The sequence below is a fragment of the Ideonella alba genome (assembly GCF_018069875.1).
Taxonomy (GTDB): domain Bacteria; phylum Pseudomonadota; class Gammaproteobacteria; order Burkholderiales; family Burkholderiaceae_C; genus Ideonella; species Ideonella alba.
The window spans coordinates 144461-160782 of record NZ_JAGQDF010000015.1 but is presented as its reverse complement, the minus strand read 5'-3'; the positions used below and the strand labels follow the sequence as shown (position 1 = coordinate 160782).

Genomic DNA, 16322 nt, shown 5'->3' with positions numbered 1-16322 from the left:
GGCGCTGAACATGAGGACCCCCGCTGAGGCTTATGCAATAGCGGCTTGAGCTGAGCAGGTTCTGCTGGGTCGATACAGTGTCTGGTGACCCATGTCCCGCGAAAGCGTCCGTACGACGATCGTGAATCCGCTCGACGATGGCGGGCCCAGCCCGGCGCGGCCCGGTTTGCCCCGGCGCGCCTGCGCCTGCCTCATCCCTTCGACCTGCCGCGCCACCTGCATGCCGCTGCCATCCGTGTCGGCCTGCGACCGCGCTCGATGATCGAGTCCGGCCTCTTCGAGCAGTGGCTGCATGCCCTGGAGTCCTTCCTGCTGGGCCCGCTGGCGCGTCGCCGATGAACGCATGCGCGGGCGCCGGTGCTCCGGTGTGAGGGTCCAGATTGGTGTTCAAGGACTACTACGCCGCCCTGGGCGTGCCTGCGACCGCCACGCAGGACGAGATCAAGCGCGCCTACCGCCGGGCTGCGCGTCGATTCCATCCGGATGTGAGCCAGGAACCCGACGCCGAGGCCCGCTTCAAGGAGGTGGCCGAGGCCCATGCGGCGCTGATCGACGCGGAGCGCCGGGCGGCCTATGACGAGGTCGTGCGGCGCCATGCCAGCGGCCAGGCTGTCGATGCCGGCAACGGCCGGGACGGCGGCTTCGAGTTCAGCGGCCGGGGCGGGCCGGCCGGCAGCCCGGATCACGACGCGGCCTTCAGCGACTTCTTCGAATCGCTGTTCGGCCGGCGTGGATCCAGCCGCATGCCCCCCGACTCGGGCGCGCCGGGCCGTGACCACCATGCGCGCCTGGACATCGACCTGATGGAGGCGTTCGCAGGCGCGCGCCGCACCGTGTCGCTGCTGCGGCCGACGGTGGACGCCCAGGGTCACACCCGGCTGCAGCCGCACCTGCTGGAAGTCGACATCCCCCGCGGCGTGCGCGATGGCCAACTGCTCCGGCTGGCCGGGCAGGGTGCCGCGGGCTTGGGGGATGCACCCGCGGGCGATCTGTTCCTGGACATCCACATCCGGCCGCATGCCGAGTTCCGGCTCGACGGCCGCGACCTGTATGTCGACCTGCCGGTGGCCCCCTGGGAGGCCGCGCTCGGCGCCGAGATCACGCTGTCCACACCCGGTGGCCCGTTGCTGCTGAGCGTGCCTCCCGGATCGGGGCAGGGGCGACGGCTGCGCCTCAAGGGGCGCGGTCTGCCCGGCCCGGTGCCGGGCGACCTGTATGTCGTGCTGACGCTGGTGCTGCCCGCCGCCGCCTCAGAGGCCCAGCAGCAGGCCTACCGGGCGCTCGCGCAGGCCTGTCCCGGCTTCCATCCACGTCCACCCAGCGAGGCCTGAGTTCCATGTCCCCACGCATCCCGTCTCCGCTCCCAGGCACCGTCGTGTCTGTCGAGGAGCAGTACATCTTCTCGGCCACCGCCTTGTGCCGGGCCACCGGCGCCCGGGCCGACCAGCTGAGTGCGCTGGTGGGCGAAGGCGTGCTGCACCCGATCGGCGGGCCGGACGAAGACTGGCAGTTCGCCGATCAGGCCCTGCCACGCACCCTCACCGCCCTGCGGCTGGCACGCGACTTCGACCTGGCGCCCGCCGGCGTGGCCCTGGTGATGGACCTGCTCGACGAGATCGAGCGGCTGCGTGCCCGGCAGCGTCGTGGCTGAGTCAGGCGATCGCTGCCCGGCGAGGTCGGTGCGACGATGAATGCGGTGTTCTGGGCCGCTGGCGTCGCGGGCGGGCTGGTCGGCGCGCTGTGGGTGCTGAACCGCCTGGGCGAGCGGCGCTGGACAAGCACCGTCGTGGCACTGACCGAGCGGCTTGGCCGCCGGGTGATCGCGGGGCCCTGCCCGCGCTACGACCCCGCCGAGCTCGACGGGCTGCCGGCACCGGTCCAGCGCTACTTCCGCACCGTTCTGCAGGCCGGGCAGCCGATCATCGCGTCCGTCAGCATCGACATGACCGGCCGCTTCAAGTGGTCGATGACGGGGCAGCGCTGGGTGGCCTTCACGGCACACCAGCGGGTGCAGGTGCGCCGGCCGGGCTTTGTGTGGGATGCCCGCATGGTCATCGGGCCAGGCCTGCCGGTCCGGGTCATGGACAGCTACGTGGGCGGCGAGGGTCGCCTGAGCGTCGCGGTCATGGGCTTGCTGACCGTCGCCAGCGCGGGTGGACGCGCCGACATGGACCGAGCGGAGTTCATCCGCTGGCTGGCTGAAGCAGCCTGGTATCCGACGGCGCTGCTGCCCAGCCAGGGCGTGCGCTGGCAGGCCGTGGACGACAGCTCGGCCAACGCCACCGTGAAGGACGGCCCGCTCACGGTGACCCTGCGCTGCCACTTTGACGCGGCTGGCCTGATCAGCGTCATCCGCTTCGAGGCCCGCGGTGCCCTCGTGCGTGGACATCTGCGGCTGCTGCCCTGGGAGGCGCGCTGGACCGACTATCAGCGCTGCCACGGCATGACGCTGCCGATGTGCGGCGAGGTGGCCTGGGTGCTGCCGCAGGGGCCTCAGACCTGCTTCGAGGGCAGGGTCAGCGCGATCCGCCACGAAGACACAGCCTGATCGTGGTGGCTGACCTGCCACGGGTGTGTTGTGTCGCACAGACCTCCGGGCTGCAGGCGCCTACAAACCCATCAGCCGCCCGCCAGACCGTCGCGATGACCGTCGTGGCAGGTGCGGCGGACCGCTGACAGACGAGGCACTGCACCATGATCCCCATCGACCACACACCCGTGACCCTGCCTACCGCCTGGGCCCTGCCGGCCCTGGTGGCCGCACTGCTTGTCCCTGGCCTGAGCGCTGCCCAGGTCGCGGGTGAATCCCGGCGGGTCGATACCCTGGTCACCGAGTCCACGCTCACCGCCACCGGCTGGAGCGTCAAGCGCACGCTGATGGGCCAGTCCATCTACAACGAAGCGGGCCAGAAGGTGGGCGAGGTGGAAGACCTGATCATCTCGCCGGAGCGCAACCTGTCCTTCGTGATCATCGAGGCGGGCGGGTTCCTGGGCATGGGGCGACATGACGTGGCCATTCCGATGGCCTCGATCCAGCAACGCGCCAACCGCCTGGTGATGGTGGGGGCGACACGCGACGCGATCAATGCGATGCCGGTGTTCTCCTACGCCACCGATGACAGCCGGCGCGACGCCTTCGTGGCAGCGGCCGATCGGGACATCGCGTCGGGTCGCGTGCGCGCATCAAGCCTGCAGGCGCAGCTCAGCGTCGCGCCCCCTGAGCAGCAGGATGCCGTTTCGAAGCGGCTGCTGACGCTGCAGGGTGACCTGAGGGCGGCCGAGTCGCGCCTCGATGAACTGAAACGCGCCGACGCCGGGCAGTGGCAGGCGCTCGAAGCGGGGGTGAGTGCCGCGCTGAGCCGCTTGCGCGCCACGACGGCCGCCACGGCGGGCTGAGGGGCCGCCACAAGGTCTTCCGGCCGCGGCCACCCACCTTTCTCAAGGGGAACTGACACCATGCTCTACACCTTCGTTGCCGTCTTGCTGATTCTCTGGCTGCTGGGGCTTGTGACATCGACCACCCTGGGCGGGCTGATCCATGTGCTGCTGGTCGTGGCCCTGGTGATCTTGCTGTTCAACCTGATCTCCGGGCGCCGAAGCCCGTGAACGCCTGACGCCGATGGCCGGCCTCGGCCGTCCACCAGCGCCTGATGCGCACCTGCGCGCCATGATTGCGGTCAACCCGCAACCCGTGCCAGCGCACCGATCCGCGCCCTCAGGCCCGCCCGAGCTGGCGGATCAGTGCGTCGATCAGGTTCTCGCCGGGCGGTGCCGCTCGCCGCCTGCTGCGCAGGGTCTGCGCCAGCTCGGCCGGCCCCAGGCTGCGCAGGTCGGCGCGGATCAGGATCCCGGCCACCGCCGTCTGCACCCGCCATGACGGGGTGCTGGCATAGAGCCGGATCAACCGGGCCAGGATCTCGCGGTCGGCCAGGTGGTGCCGCCCCAGCGCCTCCAGTGCACCGACCTGGGTCTCCGAGGCCGGCATGTCGGCGACGGCGGCGGACACCCTGCGCAGCTCAGCCGTGTCGGTGATCGGCCGCTGCCGCAGGTAGGTGCGGGCCACCTCGACCTCCGCGGTCTGCGCGCTCACCAGGCCCAGCACGGTGCGCTCCCGGGCCGCCGGATCGCCCAGGCAGGCCCTGAGTGCCGCATGCGACAGGCTGTCGGCCGGCATCACCGGCGCCAGGTCCGGCCCCGGCAGCCCGTCGAGCTCTCCACCCTGGTTCAGGGTGCAGGCCAGTTCCACCTCGGCCTGGCCGACCGGACCGCGCGCCAGCACGTCGCCCAGCATGCGGGCCGTCTCGCGCAGGCGTTCGTCCTCGTTCAGCCAGCCCAGGGTCTGCGCCAGCCGCAGCAGGCGCGCGCGGACCGCCGGGTGGTCGGCATCGCGGGCAAAGGCCAGGAACCGATCGCGGGCGTGGTGGTCCTGGGCGATGCGGTCCAGTGCCAGCGCCAGCTCGGGGGCGGGCGTCGTGCTGTCCGCCAGGCCGGACAGGAGGCGCTGGATGCGGTCGAGATGAACCCGCATCTGCGACATGTCCCGCTGCAGCAACTCGTGCACGAAGTCCACCCGCTGCGCCTGGGTCAGGCGCGTATCGGTGAACTGGCAGATGTCATGGCGCACATGCGCATGTGGATCCAGGTCGGTCATGCCACGTGTTGATGTCATGGCGTAGGCGGCAAACTGGCCCAGCAGAAGAGGGCTGCTGCGGCCCGTGCCGATCTCGCCGGAGCCGCGACTGCGGAAGTAGGCGTCCAGCGCCAAGGCCGCCACCGGCCCCAGCGGCGCCACCGACGAGAAGCCATAGATCACCGGCACGTCCTTGAACACCAGCCGCATGCGGTCACGGCTGCTCTGGCCATGCTCGGCGTTGAGGGCCCGCAGGCGCTGCTCGGTGTCGCGGATGGAGTGTCCTTCGCGCACCAGCCCGCGGACGATCTCGGCGGTGGCGGTGCTCAGTGCCGACGCATTGAGCGTGTTGCAGCCGAACAGGTGCACTTCCTTCAGCAACGCGAAGAGGACGGGACAGGTGTTGCTGCAGGCCACGCGCTCCAGCTCGTCGACCGGCAGAAACTCGCTGCCCTCCAGCCGATCCGAGAAGAACTCGTTGCCGCCGTCGTAATGGCCGGAGATCACCAGCACGTCGCAGCGGGTCTGCGCCTGGCAGGCCGAGGCCAGCCAGTCCGGCCGGCCGCGCTCGACCAGTTCGACGAAACGCGACCCCGCCGCCGGCAGGTGGCGCTGGAAGGCGTTCTTTTCGTCTGGGGAGTTGACCGTGATCGTGCACACGGTCTGGCGGGGTGCCACGGGTGCGGCCCCGCTGTTCGTCGCGACCGGGGGCACGGCGCACACGGCGCCGGCCAGCAGGGCCGCGACGGGTGGCCTCATCAGCGCTTGATGCGGCTGATCTTGGTGCCCTCGATGCTGAGACTGGCCATCAGCCCCTGCTGGTCGGTGATGAAGGCGTAGGCATCGTCCTTCAGCGTGGAGGTGCTCAGGTTCTTCGCGACGCCTTCGTTGACCACCACGATCGACGGGCCGACACCGAACTCCCAGCCCTGGGTGCGTGCCAGGTAGCTGACGGCCTTGTCGCTCATCAGGAAGACGATGTAGGTGTAGGTCTCCGCGCCGGCCTGCCAGCCCCAGGAGGCCGAGACCGAGTTGTAGTACTCGCTGGCCTTGCCGCGCTGCGTCAGCACACCCTCGCCGTAGCTGCCGCCGAACACCAGCCCGGCCTTGACGATCTTGGGGAACACCAGCGTGGCCTTGGCGCGCCGCGAGATCAGCTCGGCCGTGGGATTGGCCTGGTAGATCGCCTGCAGCGCCTGCTGCGCATCGCGGTCCAGGTCGTCGGCGCCCGCGGCCAGGGCCGCGAACGGGCAGCCCGCCGTCAGCAGCACCAGGGCCGCCGCGGCGAGGTGGCGGTGTACATCGCGTCGTGACGTGGTCATGGAGCGCTCCGGTAGGTTGTGCAGGCGCTCACCTTAGGTGGCTGCGGCGGGCTGGTCTGTGCGGCGTCGAACCCACCGGGCCTTGCTGGCGCGGCTTGTCCTGCCGCGCCGCGGGGCCTCCCGGGGGCGCGGCGGCAGCGCCGCGCGGTTTGCGGCAAGCTGGCGGTCATGCCCTATCGCACCGGCCCATGACCGCAGGCGCTGCCCGATCTCCGACCACCCTGCACGACGCCCTCTGGCAGGCCCGCTTTGCCGCTGCCGTGCCGGCCATGGCCGAGCCCTGGTCGCCGGCCGCCGTGCCGACGCCGGCCGCACTGGCGCTCAACGGGCCGCTGGCGGCCGAGCTGGGCCTGGACCCCGAGGCGCTGGCCACGCCGCAGGATCTGGCGGTGCTGGCCGGCAACGCGGTGCCGGCGGCGGCCCGGCCGGTGGCGCAGGCCTATGCTGGCCACCAGTTCGGCGGTTTCTCGCCGCGGCTGGGCGATGGCCGGGCACTGCTGATCGGTGAGCTGGTCGACCGCCAGGGGCGCCTGCGCGATGTGGCCCTCAAGGGCAGCGGGCGCACGCCGTTCTCGCGCGGTGGCGATGGCAAGGCGGCGCAGGGGCCGGTGCTGCGCGAGTTCCTGGTGTCCGAGGCGATGCATGCGCTGGGCATTCCCACCACGCGCTCGCTGGCTGCGGTCGCCACCGGCGAAACCGTCTGGCGCGAGCGGCCCTTGCCCGGCGCGGTCCTCACCCGCGTGGCGGCCAGCCATCTGCGCGTGGGCAGCTTCCAGTTTGCCGCCGCCTGGGGCGAGGGCGAATCATTGCGGGCACTGGCCGAGCATGCGATCGAGCGCCACCAGCCCGACGCCGCCGGCCGCCCCGAGCGCTTTCTGGCGCTGCTGCAGGGGGTGGCGCGGCGCCAGGCGGCGCTGGTCGCCCGCTGGATGGGCGTGGGCTTCATCCACGGCGTGATGAACACCGACAACATGACCATCTCGGGCGAGACGATCGACTACGGCCCCTGTGCCTTCATGGAGGCCTACGGTCCTCGCACGGTGTTCAGCTCGATCGATGTGGCGGGCCGCTACGCCTATGCCAACCAGCCGCTGATCGCGCGCTGGAACCTGGCCCGCCTGGCCGAGTGCCTGCTGCCACTGCTGTCGGATGACGAGCAGCAGGCGCTGCACCTGGCTACCGGCGTGGTCGACGCCTTCCCGGCGCTCTACCGCGCCGAATGGCTGGCGGTGATGCGCGACAAGCTGGGCCTGCCATGGTCCGACGACGAGGTCGACGAGGCGCTGGCCCAGGCCTTCCTGGCCCTGCTGCAGCCGCGCCAGATCGACTTCACGCAGGCCTTCCGCGCGCTCAACAGCGCGGCCGATGGCGACGAGGCGGCGCTGCGCGCGCTGTTCGCGCCCGAGGCCGACGAGGCGCTGGCCGCGTGGCTGCAACGCTGGCGCGCCCGGCGCGCCGGCGCGGGCGATGCCGAGCGCGCGGCCATGCGGCGCGCCAACCCCGCCTACATCGCCCGCAACCACCAGGTGGAGGCTGCATTGGACGCCGCGCAGGAGCGCGGCGATCTGGCGCCCTTTGAGCGCCTGCTGGCGGTGGTGCGCTCGCCCTTTGACGAACGCGCCGAGGATGCCGTCTTTGCCGAGCCCGCGCCGGTGGCGGTGACCGCGGGCTACCAGACCTTCTGCGGCACCTGATCAGGTGCCCGTGGGCCGCGCCAGCTTCAGCGCGGCACTCAGCACGGCGCGGTCGCCGATGTGGTTGGCAAGGATCAGCACCAGCTTGGCGTTCATCAGCTCGACCTGCTCGTCGCTGAGTTCGCGCTGGCTGTCGATCAGTTCCTCGTAGAAGCCGTCCGGGTCGGCGATGCGGGGTTCGGTGTGGAGCGTGCTCATCGCGGGGTCCTTGGTCAGGCGGCCAGGCAGCGGCGCAGCGCGTCGGTGGCGCGCTCGGCCTCAAAAGTGCGCCAGCGGGCGGCCACATGCTGGTCGGGGCGGATCAGGTAGACCGTGCCGGGCTGGGCGTCATAGCGTTCGGCCACCAGGCCGTCGATGTCGTGCAGGTCGCGGCCCACATGCAGCACGCGGGTCAATACGCCATTGACCTCGATCGACTCGGCCGGTGCATCGCCAAAGGCCAGCAGCACGAAGCTGCCGCCCAGGTGCTTGAGCAGCCAGCTGCGCTGGCCCTTGACCTCGACGGGCGCGTCGGCGCAGTTGGTGCCGGGTCGCATCTGGCCGGCGAAGGCATCGGTGTCGGGCGTGTTCAGCGGCGACGCCAGGTAGGGCGTCGGCATGGAGAGGCGGCCGCTGTTGACCAGCGGGCGGGCGAAGGCCTCGGTCTTGGCCAGCTCCAGCACGGCGTCACGGTAGCGCAGGCTGCCGCGGCTCTTGGGCGTGATGAAGTCGGTCGAGCGGGTGGAGTTCTTCAGGTTGTCGTCGGCCGCGTAGGCACGCTCGGCGTGGTAGCTGTCGATCAGCGCCTCGGGTGCGCGGCCGGCCAGCACCAGCTTGAGCTTCCAGGTCAGGTTGTCGACGTCCTGCACGCCGGTGTTGGCGCCGCGCGCGCCAAAGGGCGAGACCTGGTGCGCGGCGTCGCCGGTGAACAGCACGCGGCCGTAGCGGAAGTTGTCAATGCGCCGGCAGGCGAACTGGTAGACCGAGACCCACTCCAGCTCGAACTGCGCGTCGGGGCCCAGCATCGCCTGGATCCGCGGGATCACGTTCTCGGGCTTCTTCTCCTCGTCGGGGTCGCTGTCCCAGCCGAGCTGGAAGTCGATGCGCCAGACGTTGTCGCTCTGCTTGTGCAGCAGCACGCTGGTGGGCTTGCCCTGGCGGCTGTAGAAGGGCGGGTCGAACCAGAACCAGCGCTCGGTCGGGAAGTCGGCCTTCATCACCACATCGGCGATCAGGAAGCGGTCCTGGAAGAACTGGCCGGTGAACTGGCCGTCGACCATCTTGCGGGTGTCGCTGTTGGCGCCGTCGGCGGCGATGACCCAGGTGGCTTCCATCGTGAAGACGCCGTCGGGCGTCTGCACCGTCAGCACGGCGTGGTCGTCCTTCTGCTGGATCGCCAGCAGCTTGTGCTTCCAGCGCAGGTCCACCAGCGGCGAGGCGTTGCAGGCCTCGACCATGTATTCCTCGAGGTAGTACTGCTGCAGGTTGATCATCGCCGGCATCTTGTGTGCCGGCTCGGGCAGCAGGTCGAAGCTGTAGGCCAGCTCGTCCTTGAAGAAGACCTTGCCCACCTTCCAGCTCACGCCCTTCTCGACCATGCGCTCGGCCACGCCCAGGCGGTCCCAGATCTCCAGCGGGCGCTTGGCGTAGCAGACCGCGCGCGAACCGATGCTGACGGTGTTGTTGTCGTCCAGCACCACCACCGGGATGCCGTAGGCTGCGCAGTCCAGCGCCTGGGTCAGGCCGATCGGGCCGGCGCCGATCACCACCACCGGGTGGCGCTTGACGGTGCCCAGGTGCTGCTCGTCCGAGCAGCGGTAGGCGAACTCGGGATAGGTGTAGGTCTTCTGCATGACGGGCTGCCGATCGGTGCTGGACATCAGTGCTTGAACTCGGACTCGTGCATCCAGGCGGCGTGCTTGGGCGCGCGCTTGGTCTGGGCCCACTCGTTGAGCATGGCCCACTTCACCTCGTCCAGGTCCTTGGCCATCTTGGGCGTGGCGGTGTCGGCAGCCAGCTCCAGCCGGTGGCCGTTGGGGTCGAAGAAGTAGATCGACTTGAAGATGGTGTGGTCGGTCAGTCCCACCACCTCGATGCCGTCGGCCTGCAGCCGGGCCTTGATCTGCTCGAGCTCGTCCACGCTGCCCACCTTGAAGGCGATGTGCTGCACCCACTCGGGCGTGTTCTGGTCGCGGCCCATGGCGGGCGAGTTGGGCAGCTCGAAGAAGGCCAGCACGTTGCCGGCGCCGGCGTCCAGGAAGACGTGCATGTACGGGTCCGGCGCCTTGGTCGAGGGTACCTGGTCCTCGGCGATGGCCAGGATGAAGTTCATGCCCAGGTACTTGCCGTACCACTCGACGGTCTGCTTGGCGTCCTTGCAGCGGTAGGCAACGTGGTGGATGCGTTCGATGGGCATGGCGGTCTCCGGCGGTGTGATGGGCGATATAGTAACCAGCGTTACTATTCGAGGTCAAGGCCGATTCGTCACTCCTGAGCCCATACAAGGGTAAGCCCTGATCGCTCGCTGCGCCACATCGTCATGCTTGTTACCATCAGACCCGTGATGAAGCTCGATGAGTTCTTCCCCTACCGCCTGGCGGTGCTGGCCGAAGCGGTCAGCCGCTCGATGGCGCAGGTCTACGCCGAGCGCTTCGACCTCAGCCGCGACGAGTGGCGCGTGCTGGCCGCGCTGGCCGAGCAGAGCCCGATGAAGACCACCGCGCTGATCGAGCACACGACGATGGACAAGATGCGCACCAGCCGCGCCGTGGCCCGCATGCTCAAGGCCGGCTGGATCGCGCGCGAGGACGACCCCGACGACGGCCGCGGCTACCTGCTCAGCCTGCTGCCCGCCGGACAGGCGCTCTACCGCAAGATCGTGCCGATGGTGCAGGCCCGCGAGGCCTATCTCTTCGAGGGGCTCAGCGACGACGAGAAGGCGCTGCTGCAGCGCGCGCTGGACCAGGTGCTGGAGCGTGCCCGCCAGCTGGCACGCCAGGGCTGATCAGTTCCCGGCCAGCGACATCGACGGCAGCGCCAGTGCCTCGGCCTGGCCGATCACCCGCCCACGCAGCGTGTTGCGTCCGGCGGCCTTGGCCGCGTAGAGCTGGCTGTCGGCCAGCGCCAGCAGGTCCTGGAAGCCGCCGTGGCGCGGATCGAAGTCGGCCGGCTTGCAGGCCACGCCCACGCTGACGGTCGACGGATGGTCGGGGTGGAGCTGCCCGATGTCCTCACGCACGCGCTCGACGATCATCCGGCCCAGCAGCATCACCGCATCGGGCTCGCTGTCGGGCAGCACGCAGGCGAATTCCTCACCGCCGTAGCGGGCCACCACGTCACTGGTGCGCCGGATGCAGCGGCGCAGCACCTCGGCCACCTGGCGCAAGCGCTGGTCGCCGGCCTGGTGGCCGAGCTGGTCGTTCAGGCGCTTGAAGTGGTCGATGTCCACCATCAGCAGGCTCAGTGGCGTGCGGTTGCGCATCGCGCGGCCCCACTCGGCGTCCAGCCGCTCGTCGAAGAAGCGTCGGTTGTGCACGCCGGTCAGGCCATCGATGAACACCATCTGGCGCAGCAGGTCGCTCTGCAGCTTGAGCGTGAGGTGGGTGCGCACCCGCGCCCGCACGATGGCCGGGTGGATGGGCTTGACGATGAAGTCCACCGCGCCGCAGGACAGGCCCTGGGTCTCGGCGTCGGCATCATCGCGGGCGGTGACGAAGATCACCGGCACGCCGCGCGTGGACGGGTGCGCCTGCAGGCGGCGGCAGACCTCGAAGCCGTCGATGCCCGGCATGCCGATGTCCAGCAGCACCAGGTCGGGCTGGCGGCGGGCACACAGCGCCAGCGCCGATTCGCCGTCGGTGGCCACCAGCACCTGGCAGTCCTTGGCAAAGACGGTGTAGAGCGCCTGCACATTGAGCGGCTCGTCGTCCACCACCAGCAGGCAAGGTCGCTGGCCGCCCAGCAGCTCGGGGGGCAGGAAGTCGGTGGTGCCGCTCATGGCGCGGTCTCCAGCAGTGCGGACTCGGCAGCAGCGCAGGGCGCCGCCAGCGCGCTGAGAATCGCCTCCAGCGCCTGCGCGGCCTGGGCGAAGTCCAGCCGGGCCATGGCCAGTGCCAGCGGCTTGGCGAGCGCAGCGGGCATGCCCGGCGCCAGCGTCTGCAGCTGCTGGTGCAGCTCGGTGGCCGCCATGTCGTGCTCGGCCAGGTGTGTCTGCAGGCGCGTCAGCAGCGCCTGCAGCGGCAGCAGGTCGGTCGGCGGCCAGCAGGACGACGCATCGGACGCGGGCCTGGCCCGATCCAGCTGGTCCGCCAGGGTGCGCAGCGCCTGGGCCGTGGGCATCAGCCGCGACAGCAGGGCGGCAGGCGCGATCGGCGCGGCGCTGTCCTGCTGGCGCTCGGCCACGGCGGCCGCCTCGGCCAGGGCGGTCGCGCCCAGCATGCCGGCCAGTCCCTTGAGCGAATGCAGCTCGCGCGCCAGGCCCGCGTGGTCGGCCGCCTGCCACAGGTGGTCCAGCCGCTCAGCCAGCTCGGGCACGTCGTCAGCGAACTGGCGGGCCATGCGGGCCCAGACCTCGGTGCGGTGCAGCACGCGCTCCAGCGCGCGGCTCAGGTCGATGTCGGCGGCGCGGGCCTGGCTCAGCATCGCTGGCGAGAGTGGGGCCGCGGGGTGGGCCGGGACGCTGTCGTCCTCATCCTCTTCCCAGCCGGTCCAGCGCTGCAGGCAGCGCACCAGGGCATCGAGGTCGAAGGGCTTGCCGACATGGTCGTCCATGCCGGCGGCCAGGGCCTCGGCACGGTCAGCCTCGGCGACGTTGGCGGACATCGCGATGATCGGACGGTGGGCGTGCGCCGGGCGCTGGCGCAGCGCGCGCGTGGCCTCCAGGCCGTCCATCACCGGCATGCGCACATCCATCAGCACCGCGTGGTAATCGGCGCGGTCGGCGAAGTCCAGGGCCTGCTGGCCATCCTCGGCGCAATCGACCAGCGCGCCCTCGTCCTCCAGCAGCTCGCAGGCCACCTGGCGGTTGTTCGCGTTGTCCTCCACCAGCAGGATGCGCATGCCCTTCAGGCGGCGCGGGCCGCCGGCGCGGTCGGGCGCCGGGCGGGCGCCCTCGGTGAGGGTGCGCCAGGCGACCTGGTCGCTGCCGGGCTCGGCCGGCGGCAGCACCAGCTCGAAGTGGAAGCGGCTGCCCTGGCCCGGCGTGCTGTCGAGCTGCAGCGTGCCGCCCATCATCTGGACCAGCTGGCTGCTGATGGCCAGGCCCAGGCCGGTGCCGCCGTAGCGGCGGGTGGTGGAGGTCTCGGCCTGACCGAAGCTGCTGAAGATGCGGGACTGGTGCTCGGGGGCGATGCCGATGCCGGTGTCGGTGACCTCGAAGGCCACGCGCAGCCCGGCGCTGTCCTCACCCACCGCGGTCATGCGCACCGCCACCTCGCCCCGTTCGGTGAACTTGATCGCGTTGCCGCCCAGGTTCATCAGCACCTGCATCAGGCGCATCGCGTCGCCCAGCAGCCAGGCGGGCAGGGTGTCGGCGCCCTCCAGGCGCAGGCGCACCGGGCGTTCGTCGTGCAGCTGTGCGTTCAGCAGCAGCGACAGGTCCTGCAGCAGTTGCTCGGGCCGGAAGGGCTGAGGATCCAGCACCATGCGGCCAGCCTCGATCTTCGAGGCGTCCAGGATGTCATTGAGCAGCGCCAGCAGGGTGCGTGCCGCGCCTTCCGACTTGTCCACGTAATCCAGCTGACGCGTGTTCAGCGCGGTGCGGCGCAGCAGGCGCAGCATGCCCAGCACGGCGTTCAGCGGTGTGCGCACCTCGTGGCTCATGTTGGCCAGGAACTCGCCCTTGACACGGCTGCCGGCCTCGGCGCGCTCACGTGCCTCGACCAGCTCGGTGATGTCGATGCGGAAGCCCACGGTGTGCCCGTCGGGCATGCGCCGCTCGATCACGCGCAGCCAGCGGCCGTCGTCGAGCTTCATGACGATCTCGTGGCCGGCCGAGCGGTGGGCGCGCATGCGCTCGGCCACCCACTCGTCCTCGCGACCGATGGCCGCCGCATACTGGCCGCGCTGGGCGCCGCCGCGGATGATCTCCTCGAAGGTCGCGCCCTCGACGATCAGGTCGGACGAGGTGCTGAACATGCGGCGGTAGGGCTCGTTGCACAGCACCAGCCGGTCCTCGGGGTCGTAGAGCACGAAGCCCTCGTCCAGGGTGTCCATCGCGGTGCGCAGCAGGGCCTCGGCGCGCAGCACCTGGGCCTCGCGCTGGCGGCGCTCGGTGATGTCGGCGTAGATCAGCACCAGTCCGCCGTCGGGCATCGGCGCACTGGTCACCTCGTAGCTGCGGCCGCCGCGGTCCAGCTCGAAGGTCTCGCGACGGCGCTCCCGGTGGCGCTGGCAGGCCTGCGCCACACGGGCTTCGATGCGCTCGGCGGTGATGCCGTCGCGCTGACCGGCGTGTCGCACCACGTCCTCCAGCGATCGTCCGGGCTGTTCCAGCCACAGCGGATCGGTCAGCACGGCATCGGCGAAGGCCTGGTTGTGGGTACGCAGCAATCGCTCGGCGTCGAACAGCGCCAGGCCCAGCGGCAGGTGTTCGATCAGGCCGCGCAAGAGCTCGTGGCTGCGCCGCAGGCCGTGCTGCAGTTCGCGCTGGCGGGTGACGTCCTGCACCGCGCCCACCCAGCGCCGGACCTGGCCGTCGTCGTCGGCCATGGCCTCGCCCACGATGCGCAGCCAGCGGGCCTCGCCCGGCGTGTGGTGCAGCGGCAGTTCCAGGTCCCAGCCTGCACCGGTGTCCAGGCCGCGGCGCGCTGCCTGCAGCAGCGCATAGCGCGCCCAGGGCGCGAGGCGGCGCAGCGCCTGGCGCAGGTTCACCGGCTCGTCCAGCGGCAGACCGGCCAGCGCGCGCAGACGATCGGACAGTTCCAGTGCCAGCGGCTGCAGCGTCAGACTCCATCCGCCGACGCCGGCCACGCGGCCCACCTGGTCCAGGAAGCGCCGGCTGTCGCGCAGCGATTGCTCCAGCCGCTTGGCGGCGGTGATGTCGGTGCGGATCGATACCAGCCGCTCCAGCCGCCCATCGGCCCCCATGAAGGGCGCGATGATGCTGTCGACCCAGTACAGGGAGCCGTCCTTGGCGCGGTTGCACACCTCGCCGCGCCAGGGGCGCCCGGCGGTCACCGTGGTCCACAGCGCGCGCCAGAAGGCGGGCGGATGGTGGCCGGCGTTGAGCAGGCGATGGCTCTGGCCCAGCAGTTCCTCGCGCGAGTAGCCGCTGATGCGGCAGAAGGCCTCGTTGACGTCGACCAGCAGGCCCTCGGGGTCGCTGACCGAGACGATCGCGTGTTCGCGGATGGTGTTGAGCAGGCCCTGGTGCTCGCGCATCGCCGCGGCCAGCTGGCGGGCGCTGTCCTTCTGGGCGCTGAGGTCCAGCGTGATCTCGACGAAGCCGTCGACCCGGCCGTCGTCCAGGGTCATCGGCATCAGTTCGGTGTGCACCCACACCAGCCGGCCATCCCGGGTGCGGTTGACCAGCTCCACCTTGCAGGCCACATGGTGGGCGTAGGCGTCCTCCAGTTGGGCCAGCGCCTCGGGTGAACTCTGGCCGCTGCCCAGCAGTTCGGCCGGCGTGCGGCCCAGCGCCTCGGCGGCGCTGTGGCCATACAGGGTCGTGAAGGCCTCATTGACCCAGCGGATGCGGCGGGCGTTGTCGGTCATCATGACCGCGTTGGTGGTGCGTTGCGCCACCATCGACAGGCGGGCGCGCTCCCGGGCGCGCTGCTGCTGTCCGGCGCGTCGCGTCGCATGCATCTGGGTCAGTGCGGCGCCGATCAGCGCCAGCGCCAGGCTGACCAGGCCGCCGCTGAGCGCCAGCTGGCGCAGGCTGCGGTCGGTTTCGGGCGGCAGCGCGGCCGACGCGCGCAGGTCCAGGCGGAAGTCGCGTCCGGCCAGGTTCACGGTGCGGTTGGCGCGCCGCTGGTCGGGATCGGTCCAGGGCGGGCTGCCCCAGCGCAGGCCGTCGCGGCCGGCCAGCAGCTCGCTGAGGGCCACCTGCTGCGGGCCGGGCTCGACCGCCTCCAGCAGTGCGCGAGGATCGATCAGCGCCAGCGCCCATCCCACGGCCTCGACGCGCCGACGTTGCGGATCGGCGCGCGCCTCGGCGCTGGCATACACCGGCAGGCTCAGCCACCAGGCGTGGCGCTGGGGGCCGGCCTGCCAGGTGGGCCCCAGCACCGGCCGGTCCGTGGCCGCGGCACGCTGCAGCGCGTCGTGCTGGGCCGCATCGGCGGCCAGGTCCTGGCCCACCAGCTGGCGTGAGGTGGCCCAGCGGATGGGGTGCGGGCGCCCGGTGTTGGCGGGGCGCGGCGCATAGGCCAGGCCCAGCACGCCGGTGCCGGGCTGGTCGAAACCGCTGAGCGCGACAAAGCGGTCGAACTCGACGTCGCTGACATCGTCGCTGCCCGCCACCAGGCCGCGCAGGGCCTGCAAGGCCGGCAAGGCCTGGTCCAGCTGATGGCGCAAGGCCTGGGGCAGGCGGTCGGCCTCGGCCTGGAACGCGGCCTCGGCCTGCTGGTTCAGCGCGTCGCTGCGCTGGTGCACCACTACCTGCGTGACCCAGCCGCCGGCAGCCAGCAAGGCGCCGGCGACGGCCAGGGCGAGTGGTGAGAGGAACTTCATGGGCGTGACGACAGGGCGCCCGGG

The 16322-nt window shown here is 71.0% G+C and carries 15 protein-coding genes; 8 read left to right on the top strand and 7 right to left on the bottom strand.

Annotated elements, in window-relative coordinates:
* The first annotated feature begins 84 nt into the window (after window positions 1–84).
* From KAK07_RS21995 to KAK07_RS21970, 6 genes are all read left to right on the top strand, one after another.
* Window positions 85–339 carry a hypothetical protein gene (locus KAK07_RS21995; RefSeq protein ID WP_210863230.1) on the top strand — a complete coding sequence of 85 codons (255 nt, stop codon included), beginning with the start codon at window positions 85–87 and terminating at the stop codon, window positions 337–339.
* A gap of 44 nt (window positions 340–383) precedes the next feature.
* Complete coding sequence (locus KAK07_RS21990) at window positions 384–1331, top strand: DnaJ C-terminal domain-containing protein (protein WP_310740761.1); 948 nt, start codon at window positions 384–386, stop codon at window positions 1329–1331.
* Window positions 1332–1375: 44 nt separating this feature from the next.
* A complete protein-coding gene (locus KAK07_RS21985; protein WP_310740760.1) occupies window positions 1376–1651 on the top strand; it encodes a chaperone modulator CbpM in 276 nt (91 codons plus the stop codon).
* A gap of 36 nt (window positions 1652–1687) precedes the next feature.
* The gene (locus KAK07_RS21980) at window positions 1688–2548 is read left to right on the top strand and encodes a DUF6920 family protein (protein WP_210863225.1); all 861 of its coding nucleotides are present in this window, start codon (window positions 1688–1690) and stop codon (window positions 2546–2548) included.
* A gap of 170 nt (window positions 2549–2718) precedes the next feature.
* Entirely contained in the window at window positions 2719–3396 is a 678-nt protein-coding gene (locus KAK07_RS21975) for a PRC-barrel domain-containing protein (protein WP_310740759.1), read from the top strand.
* 60 nt (window positions 3397–3456) lie between these two features.
* The gene (locus KAK07_RS21970; RefSeq protein WP_210863221.1) at window positions 3457–3606 is read left to right on the top strand and encodes a lmo0937 family membrane protein; all 150 of its coding nucleotides are present in this window, start codon (window positions 3457–3459) and stop codon (window positions 3604–3606) included.
* 109 nt (window positions 3607–3715) lie between these two features.
* On the opposite strand, the gene KAK07_RS21965 is transcribed toward KAK07_RS21970, so the two are convergent.
* Complete coding sequence (locus KAK07_RS21965) at window positions 3716–5389, bottom strand: hypothetical protein (protein ID WP_210863219.1); 1674 nt, start codon at window positions 5387–5389, stop codon at window positions 3716–3718.
* Complete coding sequence (locus tag KAK07_RS21960; RefSeq protein ID WP_210863217.1) at window positions 5389–5952, bottom strand: lipid-binding SYLF domain-containing protein; 564 nt, start codon at window positions 5950–5952, stop codon at window positions 5389–5391. Before KAK07_RS21960 ends, KAK07_RS21965 begins: the two co-directional genes overlap by 1 nt.
* A gap of 188 nt (window positions 5953–6140) precedes the next feature.
* Between KAK07_RS21960 and KAK07_RS21955 the strand changes: the two genes are divergently transcribed.
* Window positions 6141–7646, top strand: coding sequence for a protein adenylyltransferase SelO (locus KAK07_RS21955; protein ID WP_210863215.1), 1506 nt, complete (start codon window positions 6141–6143; stop codon window positions 7644–7646).
* Here KAK07_RS21955 and KAK07_RS21950 read toward each other — a convergent pair whose 3' ends face one another.
* Genes KAK07_RS21950 through KAK07_RS21940 form a run of 3 tightly spaced genes read right to left on the bottom strand, consistent with a single transcriptional unit; the run spans window position 7647 to window position 10041 of the window.
* Window positions 7647–7844, bottom strand: coding sequence for a DUF2783 domain-containing protein (locus tag KAK07_RS21950; RefSeq protein WP_210852201.1), 198 nt, complete (start codon window positions 7842–7844; stop codon window positions 7647–7649).
* A gap of 14 nt (window positions 7845–7858) precedes the next feature.
* Window positions 7859–9478, bottom strand: coding sequence for an FAD-dependent oxidoreductase (locus KAK07_RS21945; protein WP_210863243.1), 1620 nt, complete (start codon window positions 9476–9478; stop codon window positions 7859–7861).
* 26 nt (window positions 9479–9504) lie between these two features.
* Window positions 9505–10041: a VOC family protein gene (locus KAK07_RS21940; protein ID WP_210852202.1), complete on the bottom strand. Its 537-nt coding sequence runs from the start codon at window positions 10039–10041 to the stop codon at window positions 9505–9507.
* Between the two features lie 147 nt (window positions 10042–10188).
* Between KAK07_RS21940 and KAK07_RS21935 the strand changes: the two genes are divergently transcribed.
* Complete coding sequence (locus tag KAK07_RS21935; RefSeq protein ID WP_210852203.1) at window positions 10189–10629, top strand: MarR family winged helix-turn-helix transcriptional regulator; 441 nt, start codon at window positions 10189–10191, stop codon at window positions 10627–10629.
* Here KAK07_RS21935 and KAK07_RS21930 read toward each other — a convergent pair whose 3' ends face one another.
* Together KAK07_RS21930 and KAK07_RS21925 are read right to left on the bottom strand one after the other, a co-directional pair.
* Window positions 10630–11622 carry a diguanylate cyclase gene (locus tag KAK07_RS21930; RefSeq protein ID WP_210863213.1) on the bottom strand — a complete coding sequence of 331 codons (993 nt, stop codon included), beginning with the start codon at window positions 11620–11622 and terminating at the stop codon, window positions 10630–10632.
* Entirely contained in the window at window positions 11619–16298 is a 4680-nt protein-coding gene (locus KAK07_RS21925) for a PAS-domain containing protein (RefSeq protein ID WP_210863211.1), read from the bottom strand. Before KAK07_RS21925 ends, KAK07_RS21930 begins: the two co-directional genes overlap by 4 nt.
* Between the last annotated feature and the right edge of the window lie 24 nt (window positions 16299–16322).